Source organism: Streptomyces malaysiensis subsp. malaysiensis, assembly GCF_040653035.1.
Lineage (GTDB): Bacteria > Actinomycetota > Actinomycetes > Streptomycetales > Streptomycetaceae > Streptomyces > Streptomyces malaysiensis.
The window spans coordinates 467,956-492,680 of sequence record NZ_JBEZNG010000004.1; the positions used below are offsets into that span (position 1 = coordinate 467,956).

Below are 24,725 nucleotides of genomic sequence, written 5' to 3' on the forward strand. Positions count from 1 at the left end.
GCTGCTGCCGCCCGCCCGGCTCCGAAAGGACCGTGGCCGTGGCCCGCAATCGACACCATCCCCATGCCCCGCGCGGGGGCGAACCGCGCCGTGCTGAACCGCCCCGTACCGAAGCCCGCCGTACCGAAGCCCGCCGTACCGAACCGCGCCATACCGAAGCCCGCCGTACCGAACCGCGCCGTACCGAACGCGACCGCGCGAGGCGCACGTACGGGCAGAACTTCCTCGCCGACCCGGGCGCCGCCGCCCGCGTCGTACGCGCCGCCCGCCCAGGCCCCGGCGACCTCCTGGTGGAGGTCGGCGCGGGCAAGGGGGCGCTCACCGAGGCGCTGGCTCCGCGCTGCCGTGAGCTGATCAGCTATGAGATCGACCGCCATCTGATCCCGGGGCTGCGGGAGCGGCTCGCCCGCCATCCGCGGGTCCGCGTCGTACACCGGGACTTCCTGACCGCGGCACCGCCGCGCGAGCCGTTCGCCCTGGTCGGCAATGTGCCCTACGCCCGGACCGCCGAGATCGTGGCCTGGGCGCTGCGGGCGGTGCCCAGGCTGACCTCGGCGACACTGCTCACGCAGGCGGAGTACGCCCGCAAACGCACCGGGGACTACGGCCGTTGGTCCCTGCTGACCGTGCGGTCCTGGCCGGAGGTCGAGTGGCGGCTGTGCGGGCTGGTGGACCGTACCGCCTTCCGGCCGGTGCCCGCCGTGGACGGCGGGATCCTGCGGCTGACCCGGCGGCCGCAATCGCTGCTCACCGACCCGGCGGCCCGGTCCGCCTACGCGGACCTGGTCGAGCTGGGCTTCACCGGGGTCGGTGGCTCGCTCCACGCGTCACTGCGCCGGGTCTGCCCCACCCGAGCGGTCGACCGGGCGTTCCGGGCGGCCGGGCTGGGGCGGGAGGTGGTGGTGGCGTATGTGGCGCCGGAGCAGTGGCTGGTCCTCGCTCAGGAGTTGACCGAGGTGGTGGCCGGGAAGCGATCGGCCGTTTCGAAGGAGTTGATGGTGCGGGTGAAGTCCCGGGTGGACAACAGCAACTTGTAGATGATGGCCAGCTCGAAGACGAGCAGCAGCGCACCCGATACGACGGTCGTCGCCACCACGGCGTCCAGGGCCGGGCCGATGATGAACACGCCCATCTGGAACTCGATACCGCTGATGAGATGAGCGCGGATGCGGTGGCGCTGGAGGAAGTTCCGGCACCGGACCCACCACGGGAACCGGCGCCGGAACTCCTGGTGCAGATCGACGACGGCGGGGCGGCGCGGGGTCGGTACCTGGACCGGGGCCTCGGCGCCGGCTCCGGCGTCGGTCCCGGCCGGGGCGTCGGTCCCGGTCGCGGCCGGGGTGCCCGGGGCCGCCGTGGCCTCCACGGCGGCCACCGGCTCCAGGGGAGCCACCGTGTCGCGGTCCGTCTCCAGATCGGCCTCGGGGTTCTCCCGCAGCAGGTCCTCCATGAAGGCCAGTTCGGCCTGGTTCTCGGCCTTGCGGGCGGCCCGCATCCGGGCCTTGATCTGCTTGCGCATCCCGTGCCGGATCTTGAAGATCTCCAGCGAGTCGATATAGCGCAGCGCGTCCAGGGAGGCGACTGCCAGCGCCAGCCACAGATAGAGGACGTCGTCCGTGCGCGCGTACTGGCCGCCCATCAGGGCGATCGAGCAGACCAGCACCCGGATCCGGTCGAAGACGAAGTCCAGCCAGGCGCCGAAGACCGAGCCGGTGCCGGTCAGCCGGGCCAGCTTGCCGTCCATGCAGTCGAAGATGAAGCTCACGTGGTAGAGCACGGCCCCGAGCAGCAGCCATCTCCAGTCGCCCTGGGCGAAGCAGGCGGCGGAGCCGAGGCCCACCAGGAACGCACCCCAGGTGAGCTGGTTGGGGGTGGCCCGGGTGTACCTGGCGGTCCAACGGACCAGCGGTGTGGCCACCGGGTCCACGAGCATGACGGTCCACCACGCGTCTCGCTTCTTCTCGGTGATCCGGCGGACCTCGGCGAGCGGTGGAATGTCTCGGGGCATGGTCAATCTTCCTGGCGTTCGAAAGGAGTTCACCTGAAGCTAAGAAGTTGTTAAGAGAAAGGACAAGATCGGGCAAGGGCAACCTTTGCCAAGGGGTATAGGTCTGCTTGGAGGACCGGGTCCATGGCACGGCCAGGCGCGCGTACCGGGGCCAGGCGCACGTACCGGGATCTACCGCTGGTAGCGGGCCAGCACCAGATTTCCGTCCTCGACCAGCCGTTTCCGCAGCTCCGCCATGCCGATCGCCCCGCTGTAGTACTCCTGGAGCGCCGGGGTGGCCACCTTGTCCTTCCACTCCGGATAGCCGCGCACCGACTGGGCGGGAGCCGGGCGCAGTTGTCCGGCCAGGGCGGCGCCGGTGGCCCAGCCGTGGCGGCGGGTGCGCAGGGCGGGGTCCCGTAGCGCGGTCATGCCCGTGGGGAGCATCCAGTCGCCCCTGGCCAGCCGCACCATATGTGGTGGGCGCAGGAAGAAGTCGATGAAGCGGACCGCCTCGCGCCGGTACGGGCTGTCGGCGGCGATGGACAGCGTCTGCGGACTCACCCCCTGCCGCTGGTCGCCGCCGGGCCCGGCCGGGGAGGGCAGTACGGTCCAGGCGAAACCCTCGGGCGCCTGCTGCACGATCTGCTGACGGTAGGAGAAGCCGAGCGGCACCATCGCGTACTTCCCGCCGAAGAAGCCGGGGAGGGTGTCGGAGCCGCCCATGCCGAGGGTGGTCCGCGCGGCGCTGCGGTCGCCGCCCAACTGGTCGTGGATGACACGGGGCACCTGCTGGTCGGCGGCGTCGAACCGGACGGTGACCTTGCCGTCCGCACCCCGGTGGAAGACCTTGCCGCCGGTGGAGAGGGAGAGGTTGAGGGTCGCGGAGACGGGCTCCTTGAGCGGCCAGGCCACACCGTATGTCCCGTCCCGCGTCAGCTCCCCGGCGGCGTCCTCGAACTCGGCCCAGCTCCACGGCCGTTGAGGCGTGGGGATCCGCACCCGGGCCCGCTCCAGCAGGGCGCGGTTGGCGATGAGCACGCGGGGCTCCTGGAGGAACGGCACACCGTGGACACCGCCGCCGAAGGTGGCGGTCTGCCAGGTCCGGGCCGGGATCTCGGCCTTGAGCCGCCGGGGCAGCAGATCGGTGAGATCGGCGAGATAGCCGCCGTAGGCGAAGTCGGCGAGGTCGTCGGTGGCGTCATGGATGATGTCGGGCGCCTCACCGCCCTCGAAGGAGGTGAGCAACTGGTCGTGGACGGCGTCCCAGCTGCCCTGTACGTATTCGACCCGGATGTCGGGGTGGGCCGCGTTCCACTCCCCCACGAGCTGTTTGTTGGCCGCCACGGACTCCTTCTGCCAGGCCAGGGACTGGAAGCGGAGGGTGATCCGGCCGCCGGTGGCCCGCCGCCGCTCGGGCGCGCAAGCGGACAGCAGTGTTCCGGTGGCGGACGCGGCCAGCAGTGTGCGACGGCGCATCAGTGCTTCACCACCCCGGCTCCGCATCAGTGCTTCACCGCCCCGGCCAGGGTGCCGCTGGTGATCCGGCGCTGGATGACCGCGAACAGCACGAGCGAGGGCAGCGTCGCCAGCAGTGAGGCGGCGGCGAGCGGGCCGAGGTCGGCCACGCCCTCGGTTCCGATGAAGTGAGTGAGGATGACCGGCATCGTCTGTTTGCGCGGGGATTTGAGCAGGACGAGTGCGAAGAAGAACTCGTTCCATGCGGTGAGGAAGGCGAAGAGGGCGGTGGCCACGATGCCGGGGGCCAGCAGCGGGACGGTGACCGATATCAGCGTCCGCAGCCTGCCCGCGCCGTCCACCGCCGCGGCCTCCTCCAACTCGCGCGGTACGGCCCGTGCGTACCCGGCCAGCATCCACAGCGCGAACGGCAGCGACCACACCACATACACCATGATCAGCCCGGTGAGGGAGTCGATCAGCCGGACCTCCTTGAGCACCAGGAACAGCGGGATGATCACCAGAACGAAGGGGAACGCCTGGCTGACCACGATCCAGCCGGTGGCCGCCCGGGACAGCCGGGAGCGGTGGTGCCGGTCCATCACATAGGCCATCGGGGTGGCGATGACGACGGTGATGGCCGCGGCCGCGAGGGAGGCGATCAGGCTGTTGCCCGCGGACCGCAGCAGCGGCTGCTCCTCGAACGCCTGGCGGAAGTTGTCGAGGGTGGGATGGTCGGGGATCCAGCCGGGGTGGAGGCTCGCCAGCTCGCGCGGCGGTTTGAAGGCGGTGGAGACCAGCCACAGCAGCGGGAAGGCGAGGAAGACCATATAGCCGAGGAGCGCGAGGTACTGGCCGGTGCGAGCCGCGTGGCGCCCGGCGGCGGTGGTGCGGGCCGCCCGGCGCCCGGCGGCGGTGGCGCGGGGGCTCATGCGTCGTCCCCCTTCAGCCGGGCGACGAGATGGACGGCCAGCAGGATCGAGACCACCGCCACCAGCACACACCCCATCGCCGCGGCATAGCCGAACTGGCCATAGCGAAACGCTTCTTCATAGGCGAAGAGCATCGGCAGCCGGGTACGGCCACCGGGTCCACCGCCCGTCAGGACGTAGACCAGCGCGAAGGAGTTGACGTTCCAGATGAAGCTGAGCGCGCTGATGGCGAGCGCGATGGGCCTGATGGCGGGCCAGGTGACGGCGCGGAAGCGGCGCCAGGCGCCGGCGCCGTCCATGGCCGCGGCCTCGTGCAGTTCGCGCGGCACATGCGAGAGCCCGGCCAGCAGGGTGACCGTGACCTGCGGAAGGCTCGCCCAGATGCCGACCACGACGACGGCGGGCAGGGCGGTGGACAGACTGCCGAGCCAGTCGCGGTGGATGCCCAGCGTCTCATTGAGCAGCCCCGCGTCGGGGTGGTACACCAGCCGCCACATAATGCCCACCACGACCTCCGGCATCGCCCAGGGCACGATCGCGAGCGCCCGCGCCAGCCAGCGGAACCGCAGATTCTGGTTGAGCAGCAGCGCGAGGCCGAGCGCGAGCAGGAACTGCGGTACGGAGACGGCCACCGCCCACACCAGGCCGATCCGGAAGGACTCCCAGAAGAGGGTGTCGCGCAGCAGATCCTGGAAGTTGAGCAGCCCGATCCACTGGGTGGGCTCGGTGCGGCCCGCCTGGGAGTCGGTGAAGGCGAGCGCGATGCCGTAGAGCAGCGGGCCGACGCTGAGCAAAAGGATCGGGATCAGCGCGGGGAGGACCAGGAACCACGTCCCGTGGCGGTGCGCCGCGACGCGGCTGCCCGGCCGCTTGCCGGGAGCGGCTGACGGGTGTTCGGCGGAGCCCTCGCCCGAGCGCGCGGAGGCGGCGGTCACGGGTACCAACGGCGGGGCCTCCTTCGGACACGGTGGGAGGGCGGCCCGGGTGGGAGAGCCCACGTCATCGTGCGGAGGGCGGACGGCGCAGTCAAGCGGTTCATCTGAGGCAGCCGGCGCGGCGCCCGGCGCGGCATTCGGCGCGGCGCCCGGTGCGGCGCCCGGTGCGGCATTCGGCGTAGGACCCGACGTGACACTGGCCGCGGGACCCGATGCGAGACTTGGGCGGCACGGACACGAGGAGTGAGGGGTGTGGCGGTGGCGGATGTCGCCTTGACGGAGGAGCGGGCGCGGGCGGTGCTCTCGGCCGCGCTGCCGCCCTACCGGGCCGGTACCGCGGAGGCCCGGCTGCTGGCCCTCGGCGAGAACGCCGTCTTCGCCGTCGACAGCCTCTCCCTGGTGGTCCGGATCAGCCGCGATCTTGAGGTGTGGGACCGGGCCGCCCGCGAGTTGCGGATCGCCGACTGGCTCGCCCGGGAGGGACTGCCCGCGGTACGCCCCGACCGGCGCTTCGGCCCCGAGCAGCCGTTGCCGTTCGCCAACCACCTCGTCACCTACTGGCAGCGGCTCCCCGATCCGGTACGCCCCGCCGGGCCGCGCGACCTCGCGGAGCTGCTGCGGATGGTGCACGCCCTGCCCGACCCGCCCGCCGATCCGGCGCCGCTCACACTGCCGCGCCGCGATCTGCTGGGCGGGGTCGAGCGCTGGCTGCGGCTGGCGGGGGACGCGATCGACCCGGCGGACGCGGCGTATCTGCGCGCCCGCCGGGACGACTTCGCGACCGCCGTCGAGGAGCTGACCCCACGGCTCGCCCCCGGTCCGATCCACGGCGACGCGCTGCCGCGCAATGTGCACATCGGCCCCGACGGCCCGGTGCTGGTGGACCTGGAGACCTTCTCGCACGATCTGCGCGAGCACGATCTGGTGGTGATGGCCCTGTCCCGGGACCGCTATGGGCTCGGCGCGGCGGAGTACGACGCGTTCGTGGCGGAGTACGGCTGGGACGTGCGCGAATGGCCCGGTTGCGCGGTGCTGCGGGGCGCGCGGGAGACCGCCAGCTGCGCATGGGTGTCCCAGCACGCCCCGGGCAACCCGGCGGCGCGCACCGAGTTCGCCCGCCGCATCGCCTCCCTGCGGGAGGGCGACACGGCGGTGCGCTGGCACACGTTCTGAACGAACGGGTCTGAGCGAAGGGGTCCGAGGGAACGGACCCGAACGAGGGACCCTAACGAACGGGTCCGAACGAACGGGCCCGAACGAAGGAGTCCGAACGAACGGCTTCGCTCAGGCTCGCCACTCCGGGTCGCGGCCGCTGAGGGCGACCGCGCGGGCCAGCGGCGGGGCGTCGTCGGCCACGGAGACGATGGGGCCGAAAGCCCCCTCGGGGCGCTGCTCGTCCGGGAACACCGAGAGCCACCCGATGATGGCCTCGGCGCAGTGGGGATCGCAGTCGTAGGGCTGGCCGGTGGCGCGGGCGAGATCCCAGCCGTGGATCACCACCTCGTCCAGCGCCACGATGCCCATCATCTGAGCGGGCATGGTGACGCCCCCGGCCTCCGTGGTGCCCTGCCAGGCGGACGGCTCACGCCAGGCGGCGGTCAGCGCGTCGAGCCGGCGCGGCAGCTCCTGCCGCCAGTCGGGGTCCAGCCGCTCCGCCGCCCCCTGGCCGGGTGCGGGGGCGTCCGGACCCGCCACGGCCGTGGTCTTCTCGGCGGCATGGCGCATACCGATGGCGAGCCCCATGAAGTGGTCGAGCAGATCGGCCACGGAATAGGTGCCACACGGGGTGGGCGCGGTGAGCTGCTCATCCGAGACTCCGCTGAGCAGCGCCGTCACCCGTTGGGCGGCGGGTCCGAAGTCGATCATGACGGTCTGGTCGTCGGTCACGGTGGTTCTTCTCCTCGATCGAGTGCGTGTTCCCCCTCACGCGTATGGACCGCACGGCAGCCGGAAACTCATCGGTGCGGCGCGCTCCGGTGTAGGGAGGAGGCGCGCCGCGCGGATGTACGGCAGGGCGGCTCGCGCGGATGTACGGGGCCCGCGCCGATGTCCGCGAAGCGGGCCGCGATGATGTCCGCGGGGTCGGCACGCTCCGATGTCCGCCTTGGGTGGGCCGCTGAGCGGAACGGCGGCAGTCGGCCTCGGTATCGGAGAGGCACCCCGAACGAGAGGCGCCCCCAAGGGGCACGGGGCCGTGTCGATGTGCGGCTCCGCCGCGTGGGTGCGGTCGGCCCACGGCGGCGCCGCAGACGATCGACGACAGGCCAGGGCATCCCCAGCGGAGCGAGAGGCGGTTACCCCACCGCCGCCTCCGCCTCCCGCAGGGGCCAGCCGCCGTCCACCACCGCGTCCGGCGTGCCCTTGCGGCGCAGCCAGGACTGGAAGTCGGCCGCCCAGTGGGCGTACCACCCCACCTGCTTGCGGTGGAGGTCCCACAGCTCGAGCCCGGCGACCTCGCGGTGGCGCTCGGCGAGCGCGCAGGCGACCCGAACCGCCGCCAGCGCGTCCGCACCGGCGTCATGGGCGCGGTCGTGCACCACGCCGTACTCCCCGCACACCGCCTCCAGCGTGCGCTTGCCCTTGCGATAGCGGTCGACGGCGCGGTCTATCGTGTACGGATCCACGACGGGGCCGGTCTCCGCCCCTTCCAGCCGCTCGCTCAGCGGGCGCAGCCCGTGCCGCCCCAACTCGGCGGCGAGCAGGCTGAGGTCGAACGCCGCGTTGTACGCCACCACCGGGGCGCCGGAGCGCCAGTGGGCCACCAGCACCTCGGCGACCTCCTCTACCACCTCACGCGCGGGCCGACCCTCCGCCGCCGCCCGCTCATTGGTGATCCCGTGCACCGCCACCGCGTCGTCCGGTATGGGCACTTGGGGGTCGGCCAGCCACTCGCGCCGACCGATCGGCTCCCCGCCCCTCGCCTCGACCACGGCCGCCGTGACGATCCTCGCCGTCCGCGGATCGGTGCCCGTCGTCTCCAGATCGAATCCGATCAGCAGCCCCCGGTGCCAGCCCATGGCCGCCCCTCCCTTTGTCGTACTTCCCCCATGTGTGCCCACCTTCCCATGCACCACTGACAACGCCCGCCACGAGCGGCCCCACGCCCTCTCAACAACCGGACGGCAACCCTCCGCCCGCCCGGCCCGGGATAGCCTCCGTCGTACCCGTGCCGTACCCGTGCCGTACGCGGCACCGGTCGAGACAGTCGCCCAGGACAAGGACAGAACAAGGAGGTGGCGGCCCAGTGACCGCCCCGGCCATTCCCGTACTGAAGTTGAGCGATGTGGATGTGGTGCGCGACGGCACCCCGCTGCTGCGCTCGATCTCGCTCACCGTCCACCAGGGGGAGCACTGGGCGCTGCTCGGCTCCAACGGCGCGGGCAAGTCCACCCTGCTCAGCCTCGCGGGCGCGCTGGTGCACCCGACGCACGGCACGGTGGAGGTCCTCGGCCGCACCCTGGGCCGAGTGGACCTGCGCGAGCTGCGGTCGTTCGTGGGCCATGTGGACCCCCGGCATCCGCTGCGCTCCCCGCTGCGGGTGCGGGACGTGGTGCTCACCGGGCTGACCAACACCGTGGAGCCGGTCCCCCGCCGCCGGCCCACCGCCGAAGAGCGGGACAGGGCCGACCGACTGCTGACCACGCTCGGCATGGGCGGGAAGCTGGACGCGCGCTGGCCGACCCTGTCGCAGGGCCAGCGCGGCCGGGTGCTGATCGCCCGCGCGCTGATGCCCCGCCCCCGGCTGCTGCTGCTCGACGAACCGGCCACCGGGCTGGACCTCGCCGCCCGTGAGCAGCTGCTGGAGAGCCTGGACACCCTGCGCCGCGACCACCCCGAGCTGGCCACGGTCCTGGTCACCCACCACCTGGAGGAGCTGCCCGCCAGCACCACCCACGCGATGCTGCTGCGCACCGGGGAGTGCCTGGCCTCGGGCGCGGTGGACGAGGTGGTGACCACCGACCACATCACCAAGTGCTTCGACCACCCGGTCCACATCACCCGCACCGACGGCCGCTGGACCGCCCGTACGATCCGTAGGATCCGTACGGACCCCGGGAAGCGGGTATGACCCGTGCCGACCGTCACCGGCCCCGGGCGGAGTCACACCCGCGGCAGGCATAGTCGTTGTGAACGCTGCCGTCGCAGGGGGATGTCCAGGTATTGATGATCTTGGAGTCCCGTGTCGGGGTGTTGCAGTAGCAGCACACCACCATGGGCCCCAGCTGCTCGGCGTCGGCCAGCGGTCCGGCGACCTTCTCCACGGCCGTGCGCAGCTCGTCCGGATCGGTGAAGAGGAGCTGTCCTGATGGCGTGCGCAACCAGTGGGAACCATGAAAACCGCCCAGTCCGGGGACGGCCAGCTGCTCCCCGGTGCGGTACACGATCACACCCATCCCATGGGCCTCGGGCCAGTCGTCGGCCCCACCTGACGGGATGACCCACACCAGGTGCCGGAACCTCGCGTCCTCGAAGACAGCCCCGTTACGACCGGCCAGGTTGGCAAGGACGAGACGGCTCCAGGTGGTTGGTACCGCGACGGCGTTCCAATGCTCGTCAGCGCGCCTCAACCCGATCGGCTGCTCAGGCAGGAGGGTGGCGAGCGCGACCCGGCTCATGGGATGTCCTTCCTCAGATGGTGCGTGAGTGGTGTCCGCCCGACGAAACCGTGTGAGCCGAGGCGAAGACGTGGCCACGGTCGGCCCCCAGGACGACCTTGCCAAGGTGTGGTCGGCAGCAGGCTTGACCGGGGCCGACAGGGAGGAGTCCGACCAGTCACCGCTGGTCCTCCCCCGCGCCGGCCTCCAGCTCGCACCAGACCCGCTTCCCCCATGGCAGCAGGTCAACGCCCCAAGCAGCGGAGTAGGCGTCGACGACGGCCAGGCCGCGACCGCGCTCCTCACCCGGAGAGGGGCTCTTGCGCACCGGTTCGTTGCGGCTCTTGTCGGTGACCGCGAGACGCACGCGGTATTCGCTGACGCGGGTCAGGCTGAGGCGCATGCTGCCGCCGCGTGCGTGGTCCACGACGTTGGTGACCAGCTCAGATGTGACCTGTGCCGCCTCGTCGGCGAGATGCGGCAGGTGCCAAGTGGCCAGCACGGTCCGCACCATCCGCCGGGCGTGCGCGGCGGCCCCCGGCTCACGCAGGAGGACTTGCGAGTAGGCCGGCACCCCGACGGCGGAGGGTCGGGCAGTGGCGGTCACGACACTCCGCCCAGCTCAAGATGGGCCTTCGGCTCCACCGAGTTGAAGGGGAGATGGCCCTCGTCCCGCGAAACGAAAGAGGAACCCTGCGGCGCCGAGTCGCAGATCTCGATCGTCGCCTGGGCCAGGGCCTCGTGCAGTCGCCGCGTGTCGGTCAGGTACCGGCCGGGGCCGAGGGGCACGCGCCAGTACGGGTCATGACCATCGGTCCAGGTGGTAGGGGGTACGCCGAGGAGGACGGTCTCGTCCGCGAGTGCGGTGAGGACGCGGACGTGGCGGAGGCACCAGCTACGGGCCGTATCGACCCTGATAAGCCAGTACAGCTTGCCGTGGGTGTCGTCCTGGATGACGGCGCCGGATGCGCTGCCGAGCAGTTGTAGGGCGCGGTCTCCAATGGAGACCGCGGTGGACACCGCGTCCCACCGTTTACCGACGAGTAACGCCTCAACGTCCACGGCGGGTGGCGGTGTCCACGGCAGGATTCTGGTCGTCATGGTCGGCTCCGTGCACGGTCTGTGTGTTGACCGTCACATCGTGCCGACGCAGCAAGGCCCTGGCGTCCACAGACTGTGAACGCCAGGGTCCTTGACTTAGGGTGACCGGCGCGCTACACGCCGCACCACAGCGAGAAGTCGCGCAACGGATCGGGCACCCGCGCCCGCGCCCTCCGCAACGCTGCTGCCGTCTCGTGTACCTGCGGGTGGTGCCGCGTCATCTGCGGTGCGGTCTCCCGCGCCTTGAGCAGCGAGGCGAACGCCTCATCGTGGCGGGCGGTCCACACTTGGGCCCTCGCCAGGTCGATGTAGAAGTGCCCGGCCCGGCCTGGCGGGTAGTCCTCCGGGATCTCCACTTTGGCCGCACGCTTCAGTGCCAGCCCGTGCTTGTCCCTGTCCGCCGCCGCGGCAACCGCGTGCAGTTCCACGTTCGTCGGCCCGAACGTCAGCTCGTACACGCGCGTCTCGCCGGTTTCCTGCGCCATCCCGCGCGCTTCGTCCAGCCACGTGTCGGAGCCGTCCTTGTCTCCTCGGCGGGAGGCAAGGATGGAACCCTTCAGGTACAGCGCCCCGCGCACCGCGCGGGTACCCGGGGAGCCGTCGTCGTCCAGCTCCTTGAGCGCGTGGTTCACCAGACGAAGCCCGGTGTCGACGCCCGGCCGACCGCTCTCGACGCTGGTCTGCGCGCGCATCCACCGCTCGACCGCCACCTGCCGCGGGTCGCCGGACTCTGCTGCGGCCTGCGCCATCCGGGATAGCGCCAGCCGGGCGAGATGCATCTCCCCGACTCGGTATGCCACCCGCCATACGCCGCGGGCGGCCTCGGCCTGGAGGCCATGCAACTCCTCCCGAGCGTGGCCGGGACGGTCCTGGAGGTGGATGGCGTGGAGGATTTCGGCGATGAGGGAGGGCAGCTTTTCGGCGAGCCCGCCCAAGTTTGCGGCGGCCCGCATCTGGACTGTCTCCGCCACGGCGGCGCGTAGCTCACCGAGCGGGCGCGGTGGAGGTGCAGCCGGGTCAGGGTCGAGGTCCCAGTTATCGAGGGCCCCGCCGAGCGGCTCGATCATGCGGTCGATGCGGTCCTGTTGCAGCTGCTCGCGGTAGGGCTGTCCGCGCAGGTTGGAGACGCCAACGTCAAGAGCGCGCGCGACTGCGGCCACGATTTCCTCGCTGGCGTTCCGGTCCCCCTTCTCGATCATCGAAAGCATGGACGCGGAGACGTGCGAGCGTTGGCCGAGCTGTCGTAGTGAGTAGCCACGGACGGCGCGCAGTTCGGCAATGCGCTGCCCAATTCCGCCGGTGTGTCCGTCGTTGCCGTATGGCATGCTGAACTCCGTTCTGACTTCGACACTCAGAACGGTACCCGCGGTCGGCTCCGCTGGTACGGCTGATCGGCCCCCATTTCGGTGGGGGCCGTCACGCTTCCTTGACATGACGAAAGCCCTCCGGGGTCCGGAGGACTTCCTGTCCGAGTAGCTGCATCAGCGAACTGAACGCATGGCCGGACCAGCCGCAGGAACGCGTCAGTGCATCGGGCACGGGATCGTCGGGCGAATGCGGTTCGGGCTACACGCGACCACCTGGACCGACACGAATCCAGTCCCCCTCAGATACCAGCCGCCGACGACATCGCCACCCCACCGGAGCCGACCGTCCGCGTTCGCGAACCACTCGGCCTGCCGACACGAATCTTTGTCATGGTGGGCAGCGAATGCCGGGCTCACCTCGCTGACCTGGCGTTTGTACCAGGCAGAGGCTCTGTCCGGGGCCTCGAATGTTGCCTTGATCATTCTGGCCGGGCGGAGCAGCCAGTGCGGCACTTCCAACGGCGGCACCTCGCTCGCCATGAACGCGGGGCTGGCCGCCGCGATCTGCTTCCACTCCTGGGCCGAGATGTCCCGCACCACCATGTGCGGAGGCCGCCGGGCGGACTCGTCATCCAAGGTGCGGCGCTCTCCCGTCCACCGGTAGCAGTGCCAGTGAGCCGGCATGGGCGGGGGCGGAGCGGTCATCCCAGGTACCTCCTACGTAGTGGGAGCGGCCCGCCCCGGCCGGGTGGGATCCAGCCGGGGCGGGCCGCCGCTTTGACGTCGGACGCCGACTACTTCGCGTACTGGCGGCCGTCGTCGGAGTCGCCGGGTGTCCGACCGCTCGGGGATGGGGTGTCGGTGTCCGGCATGGTGTCGCCGTCGTCCGGGTCCTGGCGGACGACGACGTGCTGTAATCGCATGGGGCCTCCGATGAGTTCACGCGCGCAGGGGCGTCCCCGCGCGATGGCGCGGTGCTCGTCCCCAGCCACTGGCCTGCAAGCGGGAGGCGAAGGGCGAGCCTTCTTGAATGGGACTCCGGCCCACGACCCCCAAGTCGGGGCCGGAGTGCCTGCCCTGCGGCCGGTGGCCACACTTCGGCTGCACCGACCGCAGGGTGTCTGGAAGGGGTGGGCCGCTGGCGTCGGCACGTCCGGGACGGGGGCCCAGAACACCAACGGCCCGCCCGGCTTACGGGGTCGGGGTGCTGACGAGGCAGAGCCAGACCACGAGCACCAGCGGCGCGGGGACCGCGGCAAGCAGCAGGCCCCGCCCGGCGGCGCGGAAGACGAAGAGCGCCGCCCGTTCGCCGGTGGCCTCGCATCGGTGCTTCACGCGATCTCCTCCGCTCGCGCCTCCCGTATGGCCTCCTCGTAGGCGCCGAGCAGTTGCCTCCCGGTCTCGCACTCGACGCCGGGCGTTCGGCACACCAGGCAGCCAGCGGCGTGCCCGATGGCCATACGCCATGCCTGATCGGTGAACGAGCCCTTGGCCTCCTCGGCGATCTGCTCGGGGGCCGTCATCGGGACCTGCCGAACTCGCGGGCGCGGCGCCTCGCGGCGGCCTGAGCCACCGTGTCGCGCGAGTAGTCCCCGGCGTGGGTAGGGCAGGCATAGACGGTCGCTCTGGCGACACTGCCGCTGTGCCGGATCGCGACGGGGACCGGTTCATCCGTGGGGAGCTGGCAGCGGTAGCACAGCTGTCGGCCGTCCGGTGCCGGGCCGAGGACCTCGTCAACGGCGCGGCGCAGGGCACGGGCAAGGCGGTTGGTATCAGTCAGATACCGGTCCGGGCCGAGCGGGATCCGCCAGTGCGTCCGGTGTTCGGGCCCCCAGGAAACGGGCGGTACGCCCAGGAGAGTGCCCTCGTCGGCGAGTGCGGTAAGAACGCGGACTTGCCGCACGCACCAGCTACGGGCGGTGTCAATGCCGATGAGCCAGTACGTCTTGCCGTAGGTGTCGTCCTGGATGACGGCTCCGGACCGGTCACCGAGCAACTCCAAGGCTCGGTCCGCGACAGACGTGGGCGCGGAGATGGCATCCCACCATTCGCCCACCGGCAACGCCTCGACGTCCATGGCGTTCGGCGGCGCCCACGGGAAGGCTTGGGCGATAGAAGTGGCCATGCTGACGCTCCTGGTGACGTTGGCCGCGCCCCGGGAGGTTCCACCGCCTCGCCGGGTCCTGTTACGGACCGTACGGACAGGGCGACTTAAGGTTCCAGCGTGGTGCACTTTGGTGCACGCGTTTCATCCCAGGGCTGCGATGGCCTCGTGGATGAGAGTTCGGGCCTTCTCTCCGTACACGGCGAGATTGCCCAGGTCGCGGAACACCTGGGCGTACATCTCGATTTCCTGTGGCTGGCTGATTGTCAGGTAGCCGGAGACCAGCTCGACGGCCACTTGTGCATTGTCGAAGATCCAGAAGCCTTCCACGGGGCGCATTGCCTCGCGCGAGGGTTGCATCGGCACGATGCCGAGGCTCACGTTGGGCAGGAACCCGACCGTCAGCAGGTGTCGCAGTTGCTCGCGCATCACCTCCCGGCCGCCGATCCCTGCTCGCAGGACGGCCTCCTCGAGGAGGAAAGCGAACGTGTGGCGGCCCTCGTACAGCACGTGCTGGCGGTCCATGCGCTCAGCTACGGCGGCATCGACGTCATCGACCAGTCCACGGCGCTTCCGGGTGGCGTGCAGGATCGCTGTGGTGTAGCCCATGGTCTGCAACAGGCCCGGCACCAGCCACGAGTCATATGCACGGAACGCACGCGTGCGCTCGTACAGCGGCCGCACGGATTCCTGCGCCTTGCGTAGGCCCCTGCGCTCCATACGGCGCCACTCGATCCACATGCCTTCCACGGTGCGCAGTGCGGCGACGAGGTCCTCGGCCTGGCCGTCCGCCCCGCATGCGCGCGCCCATGCGCGGATGTCCTCGGGGGACGGAGCCGTTCGGACGTTCTCGATCCGGGACACCTTGGAGTGGCTCCAGCCGGCTCGGTCGGCGAGCTCGCGCACCGTCAACTCAGCGTCCAGGCGCAGGTCTCGTAAGCGGGCAGCGAGGGCCTTCCGAGCGGCCTCGGCGCTGGATGACGGTGACGCGGGCATGTTCTGCTTGGTCAGATCTTGTAGTTCTCGTGCGGGATGGCTCGCTCCCACACAGTGTCGAACGCGGAAACGCACAGGCGCGCGACCGCGGGATCCTCTGTCCACTCCTCGCCGAGGATTTCCCCGTCGCCGGAGAAGTGCCCGAAGCGCACCAGCGTGTCGTCGAGGACCCAGAAGTCATTGCCGGGCAGCGCGATGTTCGAGGCGTGGCGGCGCGGCAGCCAGCGCACCTCCTCTCCTGCGGCGATGTTCATGGAGGTCACCGCATGCTCAAACCGGATGTAGTCGGCGACCGGCTCGGACACGATGCGGGCCCGGCGCACGACGACGCCGCGCGCTACGGCCTCGCGGACCATGTCGACCCACGGCCGGTAGACCTCCATTACGTCGAGCTGGTCGCCGCGTTTCCAGCTCAGATAGGTCGGGTCATCCGGGGTGTAGCTGTCGCGCATCTCCAGGTGGAACGCCGTCAGTTGGGTGGTGCGCAGGCGTTCAGGAAAGCTGGCCACAGTCGTCCTCGTCGTCGCGGGGCAGGAACTTCCGCATCACCTTAGGGAGCCTGATGATCGTCTCGTGATCCGGGACGTCCGTGGAGTGCCCGGGGATCGAACCGACCTCCTGGCACGCCTTCACTTCTCCCGCTGTGGCCTTGTAGGACTGGATGAGCAGGTCTCCGGTCTCCTCATCGAGCCAGATGGTCGGTGAGTCCGTGTTCGGGGTGTTTGGGATGATACCCAGGAACTGTAGACGCATGGCGATCTCCTCCGCGAAGGTGTTGCACGTTGGTGCATGGCCACCTTCGTTGTGATGCGAACGCTGGGTCAAGGGTGTATGACCCTGAGTGGCCAGAGCTGAAGGCTTCCGACGCCGACTGGGAGGGGAATGTCTATGACCACGCATACCGAGTGGAGCGAGCGGCTCTGCGGCGGCATGAAGCCGCTGCAAGACAGCATGGTGCAGATCTACCGGAACACCGAGCTGTTGCGGGTCTACTCGTCCACCCTGGTCCCCGGCCTGTTGCAGACCGAGGGCTACGCGGCCGCCGTACTACGCACGTCCGCCAGTTTCCGGGAACTCCCCGTCGACGACAGTCTCGAAGCGGCACGAGCCCGGGTCGAGCGCTCCCGCGTCATCCACGAGCGGGGCCACCGGTTCATGATCCTCGTAGAGGAATCCGTCCTGTACTGCCAGATGGCTCACACGGACGCGATGGATGGCCAACTCGGCCATTTGCTCAGTGCGGGCACGCTACCGACAGTGTCGCTCGGCATCATCCCGATGGCGACGCGAGAGCGGGGGCACTGGCCGGAGGAGACGTTCAGTGTGTACGACGACAAGTTCGTGTCAGTCGAACTGGTCTCCGCCGAGGTGAACGTGGCACAGCCCTCCGAGATCGACCTGTACCTGAAAGCATTCCAGCGCTTGCGCAGCATGGCCGTATACGGCACTGAGGCTCAGGCGTTGATCCTGAAGGCCATCGAGGCCCTGCACTGACTCCGGGCACGACAAAAGCCCCCTAGCCCAGCCCGCCAGCCTTCAGAAGGCAGCGGATCCCGCAAGGACCCACGGCCGATGTCGGTGTCGCGCCGTACGGTAGCCGCATGCCCACCTCTCCGGCCCTGACAACTGCGCGAGCTCTGACGGCGACGAAGCGTCCCTGCGCCCTGGTCCGCTATGGCGCCATGCCTTGTGGGCAGCGGGCGTCACCATCCACGGGGTGGACCTGGGCTGGGCCGGCGCGTCGTTCCGTTCCGGCCCCGATGAGTTCGAGATGCCGCTCGCCGCTCCGGGGCAGGTGCGGCCGTATCTGCTGGCCTGGACCGCGACCGGTCTGACGGCGGCAGCCGCGCTGCGGGCTGTCGCCGCCAGGGTTCCGCTCCACGGCCCGGATGCGCTCGTAGTCATACTCACTTTCATGGGCACCCGGCTCTCACTGGGCTTTCGGCCGGAGCCACCGGTGCTGGCCGCCTCCGCCGCAGCCGCACTGACGGCAGCGTTCATATGGTGCGCCCCTGCGCTGCGCCGGGGCTTTCGTGGCTACCGCGGACGGCGAGTTACTTCTGGCGGGTGAGAGGCCGACTAAGTGTAGGAGGTCATGACGTTGGTGACGCCGTCCGGTAGCCGTGCTGCGGGTGGCTGGTTCCCGAGCGCGGTGTGCGGTCGGTGGTAGTTGTAGTGGATGATCCAGCGGCCCAGAAGGTAGGCGCGTTGGGCTTCTGACGTCCACGTCCGGGCGTAGAGGAACTCTTCCGCCAGGATGCGGTTGTATCACTCGACTTTGCCGTTGTGGCGTGGGGTGTAGGGCGCGATGCGCTGGTGCCTGGCGCCGAGGAGGGCCCGGGTGAAGCTCTCGGCGCAGTAGCAGGCACCGTTGTCTGTCACGATCCGTTCGATGCGTGCGATCCCGTGTGTGGCCAGCCAGGCACGCGCACGGTGGAGAAAGGCGATCGCGGTGGTGGCCTTCTCGTCTGGCAGGTTTCGGTGTAGGCGAGTCGGCTGTACCCGGCTATAGCCGAGTGCAGATAGATGTAGCTGCCGCGGCCGGTCTTCTTTCTCCGGTTGACGGCTTTGGCCTGGTCGCTGCCGCGTCCGCGTGCGCGCCAGCCGCCGCCGTCGGGGATGCGGCCTACCTTCTTCACATCGACGTGGATCATGTGCCCTGCCCGTCGAGCTTGGATCTTCCGCGGTTGTCGGTTGACCTCACCGTTCGGGTCGATGAATCGGCGTCGGTTGATGCCGAGCTCAGCAAGGTGCCTACTGACGGTCCGCCGGCTGATTGACGTTCCGGCCTGAGCCAGCTCGAAAGCGATCCGGGACGCGGACCACTTGTGGGTCCGGCGCAGCTGTTCGATGAGGACGAGGGCCTCGGGCGGCGTCACGGTCGGCTGGTGGTGCGGCGTAGAAGAGCGGTCCTCCAGCCCGAGATCGCCGAGGCTGCGATATCGATTGACCCACTTCGATGCACACGTCCGGGAGATCCCCATCTCGGCCGCGACATGCGCAATCGGCCTCGTCCTGCAACGCTCGACCAGCCGACGGCGCCTCTCGATGGTGAGGGGCGCGTTCCGACGCGTCACGCAGTGGGACCAGGTGCGGAGGGCCGCTTGGTGATGTCCCGTCGGGAGATGGCCTCTGCCACCTCGTCGAGGGCGGTGCGCAGGGAGGCACCGTATGAGTCCTGGGGGAGGTTGAGAGCGTGTTCCTGGGCTGCGTTGATGTGCTCGGTAGCCGCGTCGAAGGACCCGAGACGGCGGTAGTTGTCGGCCAGGTTGAGGTGGAGGGAGGGGTAGAACCCGGCGACGTGGAGACTGGCGTGGTGCTCCTGGGCACGCTGTTCGGTCACGGCGTCAGCAGCGTCCAGGGCCCGGACGTCCCAGGCGAGGGCCTGAGCGGGATCTTCGTAGAGGTCCGCCAGGTAGTGGGCGAGCGAGCAACGGTGCAACGGGTCCCCGGTGACGCCGATCTCCGACCACAGGTTCAGGAGCTTGTGGCGGGCGGAAAGGATGTCGCCCGTTCGACCTTCGACGACGGCTTGGCCGATGGCTTCCATGGTCGGATCAGGGCTGGCAGGTGTGGTGGTCATGAGGTTCCTCGTCGTCGTTCTCAGGCTGAGGGGTTGAACTTGATGGGCATGGCCAGAGTGGTGAGATCGCCGCGGTCGGCGGAGCGGATCGTGACGGGCTGGTCGTGTTTCCTCAGATCGAGCATCACGTCAGGGCCAATCGCCGTGCTCACGGCGGGATAGAGCGTTGTCATCTCGAACCCGATCTGGAGCGCCTCGCCCGTCACCGTGGCGGAGAGCGGGATTCCGGGGTGCTCGTCGTTCGGGGACCGGACGTTCACGCTGTGATCGGTGATGTGCAGTACGACGTGTTCGTCGGGGTGCTCTTCCAAAACCCGCAGCAGCAGGTCCTTCGAGATCGTCACGCGGGTGGTGACCTCGTCCAGGGACTCAAGCATCAGACGGTGGTCGGGGAACTCCTCAGGCAGCGTCCGGCAGTGCCGGTCCTCCCGCTCGGGCATGCGCAGCCAGATCCCGTGCGGCACCACTTCGATGCGGATCAACGCACTGCGCCGGACATCGGCTACCGCAGCCCGGAGGTCGTCGCCGTCGACCGTGCCGGCCCAGGTCTGCTCCGCCGGCCGCGCTGGCACCAGGGTCCGAGTGGAGAGCCGGTACCGGTCGGTCGCCGTCAGGGCGATTGCCTCGTCACTCGCCTCGATGTGCAGGCCGGCGAGCACCGCCATGCCCAGCTCGTACACGGTCGCAGTCAGAACCTGCTCGACCGCATCCGCCAGCACGGGACCCTTCAGCGTGGCAATCAGCAGACCGGGCACGTTGCCGCCGAGCGCGGACTTGATGACCGCCGCCTTCTGCCGTGCCGCCCCCGCCTCCTCTGCGATCTTGGCGACATGCTCGTCGAGCAGCCGTGCCGCCTCGTCGGCCCCGGCGGCAAGGACCGCCTCGACCGCAGCAAGGGGCATGGCGATCTCGCGGAGCTGGCACAGTGTGGTCGCCCGCTCCAGCTGGGCGGCGGCGTAGTAACGGTAGCCCGTGACCGGGTCTACGTCGGCAGGGGGCAGTAGCCCGGAGTCGGCGTAGAACCGCAACGCGCTGGAGGTCAGGCCACTGCGCTGGGCAAAGACCCCGATAGGCATCAGCTCGGAATTTGGCACCTCGCCATCATTGAGCTTCAACCAACTTGAAGGTCAACATCGACGTGGCGTGTCACCAACGTCATGGCCAGCAACAACTAAGCGCCGGATCCGCACACCCGACCGTCGGCGAAGCTCCAGGTCAGGTAATTCGTCGGTTGACCGCTGGTGTGAATGGGACTCCGGCCCACGACCCCCAAGTCGGGGCCGGAGTGCCTGCCCTGCGGCCGGTGGCCACACTTCGGCTGCACCAACCGCAGGGCGTCTGGAAGGGGTGGGCCGCCGGCGTCGGCAAGCCCGGGACGGGGGCCCAGAACACCAACCACCCACCCCGGCTTATGGGGTCGGAGTGCTGACGAGACAGAGGCAGACCACGAGCACCAGCAGCGCGGGGACCGCGGCGAGCAGCAGGCCCGGCGGCGCAGAAGGCGAAGAGCGCCGCCCGCTCGGCGGTGCGCGCGCATCGGCGCTTCATGCGATTTCCTCCGCGCGGGCCGTCCGTATGGCCGCCTCGTAGGCGCTGAGCAGTTGCCTCCCGGCCTCACACTCGGCGCCGGGCGTTCGGCAGGCCGAGCAACCTGCGGCGTGCCCGATGGCCGTACGTCATACCTGGCCGGTGGCCGGGCCCTTGGCCTCCTCGGCGGTCTGCTCGGGGGCCGTCATCGGGACCTTCCGAACTCGCGGGCGCGGCGCCTCGCGGCGGCCTGGGCCACCGTGTCGCGCGGGTATCCCCGGCGTGGGTAGGGCAGGCGTAGACGGTCGTTCCGGCGACGCTGCCGCTGTGCTCGATCGCGACGGGGGCCGGTTCATCCGTGGGGAGCTGGCAGCGGCCGACGCCCCGCGAGGCTCCACCGCCTTGCCGGGGTTCGTCGTACCCGCCGACACTAAGAACTCCTAACTGAATGAGACGCAGCGCCTATTCGTGGTCGCCTGGTTGTGCACGGGCAGTGGTCAAGCTGCGCTCCGGAACATGGTGCCGGTCCTGAGTTCTCTTGCGGGTCCTGCTGGCCAGACAGACCAAGGCAGTGACCGGTAGCGCCAGCAATGCGAACGTCCAGGAGAACGAGGCACGTTGGTCAGCAGCGGTCGACACAGCGCTGAACAGCGCCGAGGCCAGAGCCAGGACTCCCGTCTGACCAAGGTTCTGCGAAGTCTGCATCACACTGCTCGCATACCCCTGACCGCCGGCCGGGGCGTGTGTGAGCGAAAGCAGGGTCAGCGATGGCGCCGCCAGCCCCATTCCGACTGCGGCCAGGACCATGGCCGACACCGCCGTGGCCGCGGGTACAGCGGGCAGGGTGCACAGCACGGCCAGTGCCACAGCACCGACCATCACTGCGGCCCCAGCAGCGACGAGCCGATGCCGGGGCACCCGTTCGTGCAGGCGCCCCTGCAGCCAGGAGGCGCTGGCCCAAGCAAGCGCAGCTCCAGTAAACGCCATTCCGGTCACCACGCCCGGCACCCGGCGCACTGTCGTAAGCATCAGGGGCACGAACGCCTCAAGCGTGAAGTACGCGCCGCAGGCCAGGGCCTGTAGCAGTACGGTGGCGGGCAGCCCGTGCCCGGCCCGAAAGGTCCGAGATGGCAGCAGGCGCGGGGCGAATACGACGAGCAGGGCCAGGCCGGCCGTCGTGCACGTGAGGTGCTGCACGTCCCAGGCGGATACGCCGTACTGGACGAGCGCCGCTGCCCCACTGACGGCCACGGCGACGGGCAGCGTAGGCCGCTGTGGTGGTGCCTCGTGGCTCTGGGGCTGCAGCGAAGCTTCGTCCTGCGTCCCTTGCCCGCGTAGCAGGAGCACCGCGACCGCGGCCGGGATCAAGGTGAGGGCTGCGAGCCCGAAGAACACCATCCGCCAGGACCACCAGGCGGCGACTAGCCCGGCGAGAGGCGGACCGGCGAGGGAGGGTACGATCCAGCATGCGCTCATCAACGCCAGGGCGCGGGCACGTATGTGCTCCGGGTAGGACTGGCCGATGGCTGCGTTGATGGACACCGCGACCAGTCCCGCCGCGATACCGTCGGTGAACCGCCCAACTGCCAGTTGCCAGATAGTGGTGCTCGTGGCGGAAATGAGAAGCGTCACGACGGTGAGGACCACCCCAGCCGTCAGTGGGCGCTGAGCGCCCTTCCGGTCCGCCCAGCCTCCTCCGAGCACCCCGCCGAGCAAGCTCGCCGCGACAAACGCTCCTGCCACTAACGGATACAAGGCAACCCCGTCGAGGTCTTTCGCGGCCAGGGGCAGCAGTGGCATCACCGAAAGAGCGGCAAACCCCGTCAGGAACATCACTGCGGCGAAGCTGGCCGTGACAGCACGATGCGGTCCGGAGAACAGTCCAGTTGGGGGTGCAGACGACTGAGGTGCGCAGCTACGGGTCACTGACAGCAAGTTACGTTGGCCCCGGTGTGCCGATCCATTGCTTTTATGCGTGCAGGCTCGCTTGCAGACGTCGCCAGCAGATGAGTGCGCACCCGAGGGTGAGGAAAGCCTCGTGGATGTCGTCGCGGATCTCCCAGCGGGTCCGCAGGCGGCGGAACCAGTGCAGGTGGGCGAACGCGCGCCGAGCCCAGAGCCGTGTTCGGTGCCGCGGCGGGCGATCAGTGGCTTCACGCCGAGGTCCCAGACCAGGCAGCGGTACTTGTCGTGGTCGTAGCCACGGTCGGCCAGCACCGCCTCTGGTCGGCGGCGGGGCCGCCCGCGCTTGCCTCGCACCGACGGTACCGCCTGCAGGAGCGGGATCAGCTGAGTGACGTCGTTGCGGTTGCCGCCGGTCAGGGTGACGGCGAGCGGGATGCCGGTGGCGTCGGTGATCAGGTGGTGCTTGCTGCCTGTTCTGCCCCGGTCGACAGGGCTTCGTCCGGTCTTGGCTCCCCCTTCAACGCACGGATGTGGGAACCGTCGACCGCTGCCCGGGAGAAGTCCAGGGCGTTGGCGCTGCGGAGCTTGGCAACGCGGACGCCATGGCCGCCCAGTTGGGCTACCTGCTGACGGCCGGTGCCCTGCCGCAGGTGTCGTTCGGCATCATCCCGGCCGGGACGTGCCAGCGGGTTCTATGGCCGCAGGAGACGTTCGACGTGCATGACGACACCCTGGTGTCCGTCGAGCTGCTCTCCGCCGAGGTGAACGTCACCCAACCCTCGGAGATCGCGCTGTATCTGAAGGCGTTCGAGCAGTTGCGCGGCATGGCCGTGTACGGGGCCGAGGCGCGGGTGTTGATCCTGAAGGCCATCGAGGCCCTGCACTGACTCCGGGCACGACAAAAGTCGCACGCTCCAGCGCGGCGACTTCTTGCGGGGCGGGCGTCCGTAGCGGGTCCCGCCGACGCCTCAGGACACCGGCCGGGAGTCCGCCCAGACGCTTTCGAACTCCTCGCGGTAGGTGCCGAAAAGGCCGCCCTCCTCGGGTCCGCCCTCCCGGACGACCTCGCTGCCCCGCCCGCCGCCGCGCAGCACCAGGACCGGGGCCTCCATGCCCCGGGCCTTGCGCAGATACGGCTGGACGACCGCGAGGCCGTCCGCGCCGTCGCCGTTGACCAGGTAGGCGGTGAAACGGGGGGTTTCGTCGAAGACGTGGATCTCGAAGGCGTCCGGGTCCCGCAGCCGGGCGCGCACCCGCCGCATATGGAGGATGTTCATCTCCACCGAGCGGCTCATCTCGCCCTTCTTCAGGCCCAGTTCGCGCTCCCGGCGCCGCACCGCGCTGCTCGCGGGGTTGAGGAAGAGCAGCCGGGCCCGGCAGCCGGATTCGGCCAGCCGGACCAGCCGGCGGCCGGAGTAGTTCTGGACCAGGAGGTTGAGCCCGATGCCGACGGCGTCGAGGCGGCGGGCGTTGCCGAAGAGGTCCTCGGCGGGCAGCTGGCGCTGTAGCCGCACCCGGTCGGGATGGACGCCCACGACATCGGCGTAGCGGTCGCCGACGAGGTCCTCGACGGCGTCGATGGGCAGCCGGTCGGCGGAGGGGGAGCCGGTGCCGCTGCCGAGGATCTCCAGCAGCCGGGCGGAGGCGCGCTCGGCCTGGGCGAGGACCGTCTGGGACAGGGCACGGTTGCGGGAGACCACATTGCGGGCGACCTCCAGCTCGTCCAGGGCCAGCTCCACCTCGCGGCGGTCGTCGAGGTACGGCTCGAAGCACGGCCAGTGCTGGACGAGGAGTTCCCGCAGCTGCGGCAGGGTCAGAAAGCTGATGACGTTGTCGTCGGCCGGGTCGAGCAGATAGCCCTTGCGGCGGCTCACCTCCCGTACCGCGACCGCCCGCTGCACCCACTCCTGCCCGGCGGGTCCGGCGGCGGCGATGACCCAGTCCTCGCCGTGGACGGGTTCATAGATGGGCCGCAGCACGGCGCTGACGACCGCGCGCAGCCGCTGTTCCACGAGATTGAGCCAGATATAGGCCCTCCCGGCCCGGCGTGCGCGTGTGCGCACCTCGCTCCAGGCGTCGGCGCCCCAGTCCAGTTCCGCTCCGATCTCCATCGGCCGCACCAGGGACACCGCGCCGGGAGGTGCGTCGGTGGAGCCGTCACCCCCGGGACCACCGTCCCCAGGGGGCAGCTCCAGCCCGCCCGAGCTCACCTGTGCACCGCCTTCCGCCCCCGTTCAACGATCACCGCAGACTACTGCGCTGGCGGGGGCGGTGCGACACTCAGGTCCTGCCTAT

Annotated in this window: 26 protein-coding genes and 4 pseudogenes; 6 read left to right on the top strand and 24 right to left on the bottom strand. The window is 70.0% G+C overall.

What is annotated here, in order from left to right:
• Positions 1–38: 38 nt before the first annotated feature.
• Positions 39–1,037, top strand: a complete 999-nt coding sequence (erm, locus tag AB0E24_RS11510) for an ErmE/ErmH/ErmO/ErmR family 23S rRNA (adenine(2058)-N(6))-methyltransferase (RefSeq protein WP_359376261.1) — start codon at positions 39–41, stop codon at positions 1,035–1,037.
• On the opposite strand, the gene AB0E24_RS11515 is transcribed toward erm, so the two are convergent.
• The 4 genes from AB0E24_RS11515 to AB0E24_RS11530 all read right to left on the bottom strand — a co-directional run bounded on the left by AB0E24_RS11515 (position 941) and on the right by AB0E24_RS11530 (position 5,321).
• Entirely contained in the window at positions 941–2,008 is a 1,068-nt protein-coding gene (locus tag AB0E24_RS11515; protein ID WP_359376262.1) for a CDP-alcohol phosphatidyltransferase family protein, read from the bottom strand. The genes erm and AB0E24_RS11515 overlap by 97 nt on opposite strands.
• A 171-nt stretch (positions 2,009–2,179) precedes the next feature.
• Positions 2,180–3,466: an ABC transporter substrate-binding protein gene (locus AB0E24_RS11520; protein WP_359376264.1), complete on the bottom strand. Its 1,287-nt coding sequence runs from the start codon at positions 3,464–3,466 to the stop codon at positions 2,180–2,182.
• 26 nt (positions 3,467–3,492) lie between these two features.
• Entirely contained in the window at positions 3,493–4,377 is an 885-nt protein-coding gene (locus AB0E24_RS11525; protein ID WP_359376266.1) for a carbohydrate ABC transporter permease, read from the bottom strand.
• The gene (locus AB0E24_RS11530; RefSeq protein WP_100805872.1) at positions 4,374–5,321 is read right to left on the bottom strand and encodes a carbohydrate ABC transporter permease; all 948 of its coding nucleotides are present in this window, start codon (positions 5,319–5,321) and stop codon (positions 4,374–4,376) included. The genes AB0E24_RS11525 and AB0E24_RS11530 overlap by 4 nt, the downstream gene beginning before the upstream one ends.
• A 264-nt stretch (positions 5,322–5,585) precedes the next feature.
• Here AB0E24_RS11530 and AB0E24_RS11535 point away from each other — a divergent pair, with 264 nt between their 5' ends.
• Complete coding sequence (locus tag AB0E24_RS11535) at positions 5,586–6,485, top strand: phosphotransferase enzyme family protein (RefSeq protein WP_359376363.1); 900 nt, start codon at positions 5,586–5,588, stop codon at positions 6,483–6,485.
• 111 nt (positions 6,486–6,596) lie between these two features.
• On the opposite strand, the gene AB0E24_RS11540 is transcribed toward AB0E24_RS11535, so the two are convergent.
• Together AB0E24_RS11540 and AB0E24_RS11545 are read right to left on the bottom strand one after the other, a co-directional pair.
• Positions 6,597–7,199: a TIGR03086 family metal-binding protein gene (locus AB0E24_RS11540; protein ID WP_359376269.1), complete on the bottom strand. Its 603-nt coding sequence runs from the start codon at positions 7,197–7,199 to the stop codon at positions 6,597–6,599.
• Positions 7,200–7,606: 407 nt separating this feature from the next.
• Positions 7,607–8,329 carry a 3'-5' exonuclease gene (locus AB0E24_RS11545; RefSeq protein WP_099015258.1) on the bottom strand — a complete coding sequence of 241 codons (723 nt, stop codon included), beginning with the start codon at positions 8,327–8,329 and terminating at the stop codon, positions 7,607–7,609.
• A gap of 227 nt (positions 8,330–8,556) precedes the next feature.
• On the opposite strand from AB0E24_RS11545, the gene AB0E24_RS11550 reads away from it, so the two are divergent.
• Positions 8,557–9,381: an ATP-binding cassette domain-containing protein gene (locus AB0E24_RS11550; RefSeq protein ID WP_147966578.1), complete on the top strand. Its 825-nt coding sequence runs from the start codon at positions 8,557–8,559 to the stop codon at positions 9,379–9,381.
• Between the two features lie 13 nt (positions 9,382–9,394).
• Here the strand turns inward: AB0E24_RS11550 and AB0E24_RS11555 are convergent, their stop codons facing one another.
• The 12 genes from AB0E24_RS11555 to AB0E24_RS11610 all read right to left on the bottom strand — a co-directional run bounded on the left by AB0E24_RS11555 (position 9,395) and on the right by AB0E24_RS11610 (position 16,168).
• Positions 9,395–9,928 carry a hypothetical protein gene (locus AB0E24_RS11555; protein ID WP_359376273.1) on the bottom strand — a complete coding sequence of 178 codons (534 nt, stop codon included), beginning with the start codon at positions 9,926–9,928 and terminating at the stop codon, positions 9,395–9,397.
• Positions 9,929–10,085: 157 nt separating this feature from the next.
• Positions 10,086–10,514, bottom strand: coding sequence for an ATP-binding protein (locus AB0E24_RS11560; RefSeq protein WP_206333543.1), 429 nt, complete (start codon positions 10,512–10,514; stop codon positions 10,086–10,088).
• Positions 10,511–11,008 carry a hypothetical protein gene (locus AB0E24_RS11565; protein ID WP_359376277.1) on the bottom strand — a complete coding sequence of 166 codons (498 nt, stop codon included), beginning with the start codon at positions 11,006–11,008 and terminating at the stop codon, positions 10,511–10,513. Before AB0E24_RS11565 ends, AB0E24_RS11560 begins: the two co-directional genes overlap by 4 nt.
• A gap of 113 nt (positions 11,009–11,121) precedes the next feature.
• Complete coding sequence (locus tag AB0E24_RS11570; protein ID WP_147966580.1) at positions 11,122–12,333, bottom strand: helix-turn-helix domain-containing protein; 1,212 nt, start codon at positions 12,331–12,333, stop codon at positions 11,122–11,124.
• Between the two features lie 198 nt (positions 12,334–12,531).
• A complete protein-coding gene (locus AB0E24_RS11575; protein WP_250850913.1) occupies positions 12,532–12,951 on the bottom strand; it encodes a hypothetical protein in 420 nt (139 codons plus the stop codon).
• 158 nt (positions 12,952–13,109) lie between these two features.
• The gene (locus AB0E24_RS11580; RefSeq protein ID WP_257635540.1) at positions 13,110–13,238 is read right to left on the bottom strand and encodes a hypothetical protein; all 129 of its coding nucleotides are present in this window, start codon (positions 13,236–13,238) and stop codon (positions 13,110–13,112) included.
• A 268-nt stretch (positions 13,239–13,506) separates the two neighbouring features.
• Positions 13,507–13,650, bottom strand: a complete 144-nt coding sequence (locus AB0E24_RS11585) for a hypothetical protein (RefSeq protein WP_359376281.1) — start codon at positions 13,648–13,650, stop codon at positions 13,507–13,509.
• Positions 13,647–13,838: a hypothetical protein gene (locus tag AB0E24_RS11590; RefSeq protein ID WP_100805880.1), complete on the bottom strand. Its 192-nt coding sequence runs from the start codon at positions 13,836–13,838 to the stop codon at positions 13,647–13,649. The genes AB0E24_RS11585 and AB0E24_RS11590 overlap by 4 nt, the downstream gene beginning before the upstream one ends.
• On the bottom strand, positions 13,835–14,440 hold the full coding sequence (locus tag AB0E24_RS11595) for a hypothetical protein (protein WP_359376284.1): 606 nt from the start codon (positions 14,438–14,440) through the stop codon (positions 13,835–13,837). The genes AB0E24_RS11590 and AB0E24_RS11595 overlap by 4 nt, the downstream gene beginning before the upstream one ends.
• 123 nt (positions 14,441–14,563) lie before the next feature.
• Entirely contained in the window at positions 14,564–15,415 is an 852-nt protein-coding gene (locus AB0E24_RS11600) for a helix-turn-helix domain-containing protein (RefSeq protein ID WP_099015251.1), read from the bottom strand.
• An 11-nt stretch (positions 15,416–15,426) separates the two neighbouring features.
• Positions 15,427–15,924, bottom strand: a complete 498-nt coding sequence (locus AB0E24_RS11605) for a DUF6879 family protein (protein ID WP_359376287.1) — start codon at positions 15,922–15,924, stop codon at positions 15,427–15,429.
• On the bottom strand, positions 15,908–16,168 hold the full coding sequence (locus AB0E24_RS11610) for a hypothetical protein (protein ID WP_093706166.1): 261 nt from the start codon (positions 16,166–16,168) through the stop codon (positions 15,908–15,910). Before AB0E24_RS11610 ends, AB0E24_RS11605 begins: the two co-directional genes overlap by 17 nt.
• Positions 16,169–16,342: 174 nt before the next feature.
• Between AB0E24_RS11610 and AB0E24_RS11615 the strand changes: the two are divergent.
• Both AB0E24_RS11615 and AB0E24_RS11620 read left to right on the top strand, forming a co-directional pair.
• Positions 16,343–16,909: pseudogene (locus AB0E24_RS11615) on the top strand (DUF5753 domain-containing protein); the annotation flags it as partial.
• Positions 16,910–17,132: 223 nt separating this feature from the next.
• On the top strand, positions 17,133–17,486 hold the full coding sequence (locus AB0E24_RS11620; protein WP_309145696.1) for a hypothetical protein: 354 nt from the start codon (positions 17,133–17,135) through the stop codon (positions 17,484–17,486).
• A gap of 8 nt (positions 17,487–17,494) precedes the next feature.
• Here the strand turns inward: AB0E24_RS11620 and AB0E24_RS11625 are convergent.
• The 5 genes and pseudogenes from AB0E24_RS11625 to AB0E24_RS11645 form a co-directional block, all read right to left on the bottom strand.
• Positions 17,495–18,492, bottom strand: a pseudogene (locus AB0E24_RS11625) (IS481 family transposase).
• The gene (locus AB0E24_RS11630) at positions 18,489–18,998 is read right to left on the bottom strand and encodes a hypothetical protein (RefSeq protein ID WP_359376290.1); all 510 of its coding nucleotides are present in this window, start codon (positions 18,996–18,998) and stop codon (positions 18,489–18,491) included. Before AB0E24_RS11630 ends, AB0E24_RS11625 begins: the two are co-directional and overlap by 4 nt.
• Before the next feature lie 20 nt (positions 18,999–19,018).
• Positions 19,019–20,092, bottom strand: a complete 1,074-nt coding sequence (locus AB0E24_RS11635) for a MerR family transcriptional regulator (protein WP_359376366.1) — start codon at positions 20,090–20,092, stop codon at positions 19,019–19,021.
• Positions 20,093–20,987: 895 nt separating this feature from the next.
• On the bottom strand, positions 20,988–22,358 hold the full coding sequence (locus AB0E24_RS11640; protein WP_232637391.1) for an MFS transporter: 1,371 nt from the start codon (positions 22,356–22,358) through the stop codon (positions 20,988–20,990).
• 136 nt (positions 22,359–22,494) lie between these two features.
• A pseudogene (locus AB0E24_RS11645) lies at positions 22,495–23,035 on the bottom strand (transposase); the annotation flags it as partial.
• Here AB0E24_RS11645 and AB0E24_RS11650 point away from each other — a divergent pair.
• Positions 23,015–23,317: pseudogene (locus AB0E24_RS11650) on the top strand (Scr1 family TA system antitoxin-like transcriptional regulator); the annotation flags it as partial. The pseudogenes AB0E24_RS11645 and AB0E24_RS11650 overlap by 21 nt on opposite strands.
• 81 nt (positions 23,318–23,398) lie before the next feature.
• Here AB0E24_RS11650 and AB0E24_RS11655 read toward each other — a convergent pair.
• Positions 23,399–24,640, bottom strand: a complete 1,242-nt coding sequence (locus tag AB0E24_RS11655; protein WP_069867149.1) for a DUF5919 domain-containing protein — start codon at positions 24,638–24,640, stop codon at positions 23,399–23,401.
• Positions 24,641–24,725 lie beyond the last annotated feature (85 nt).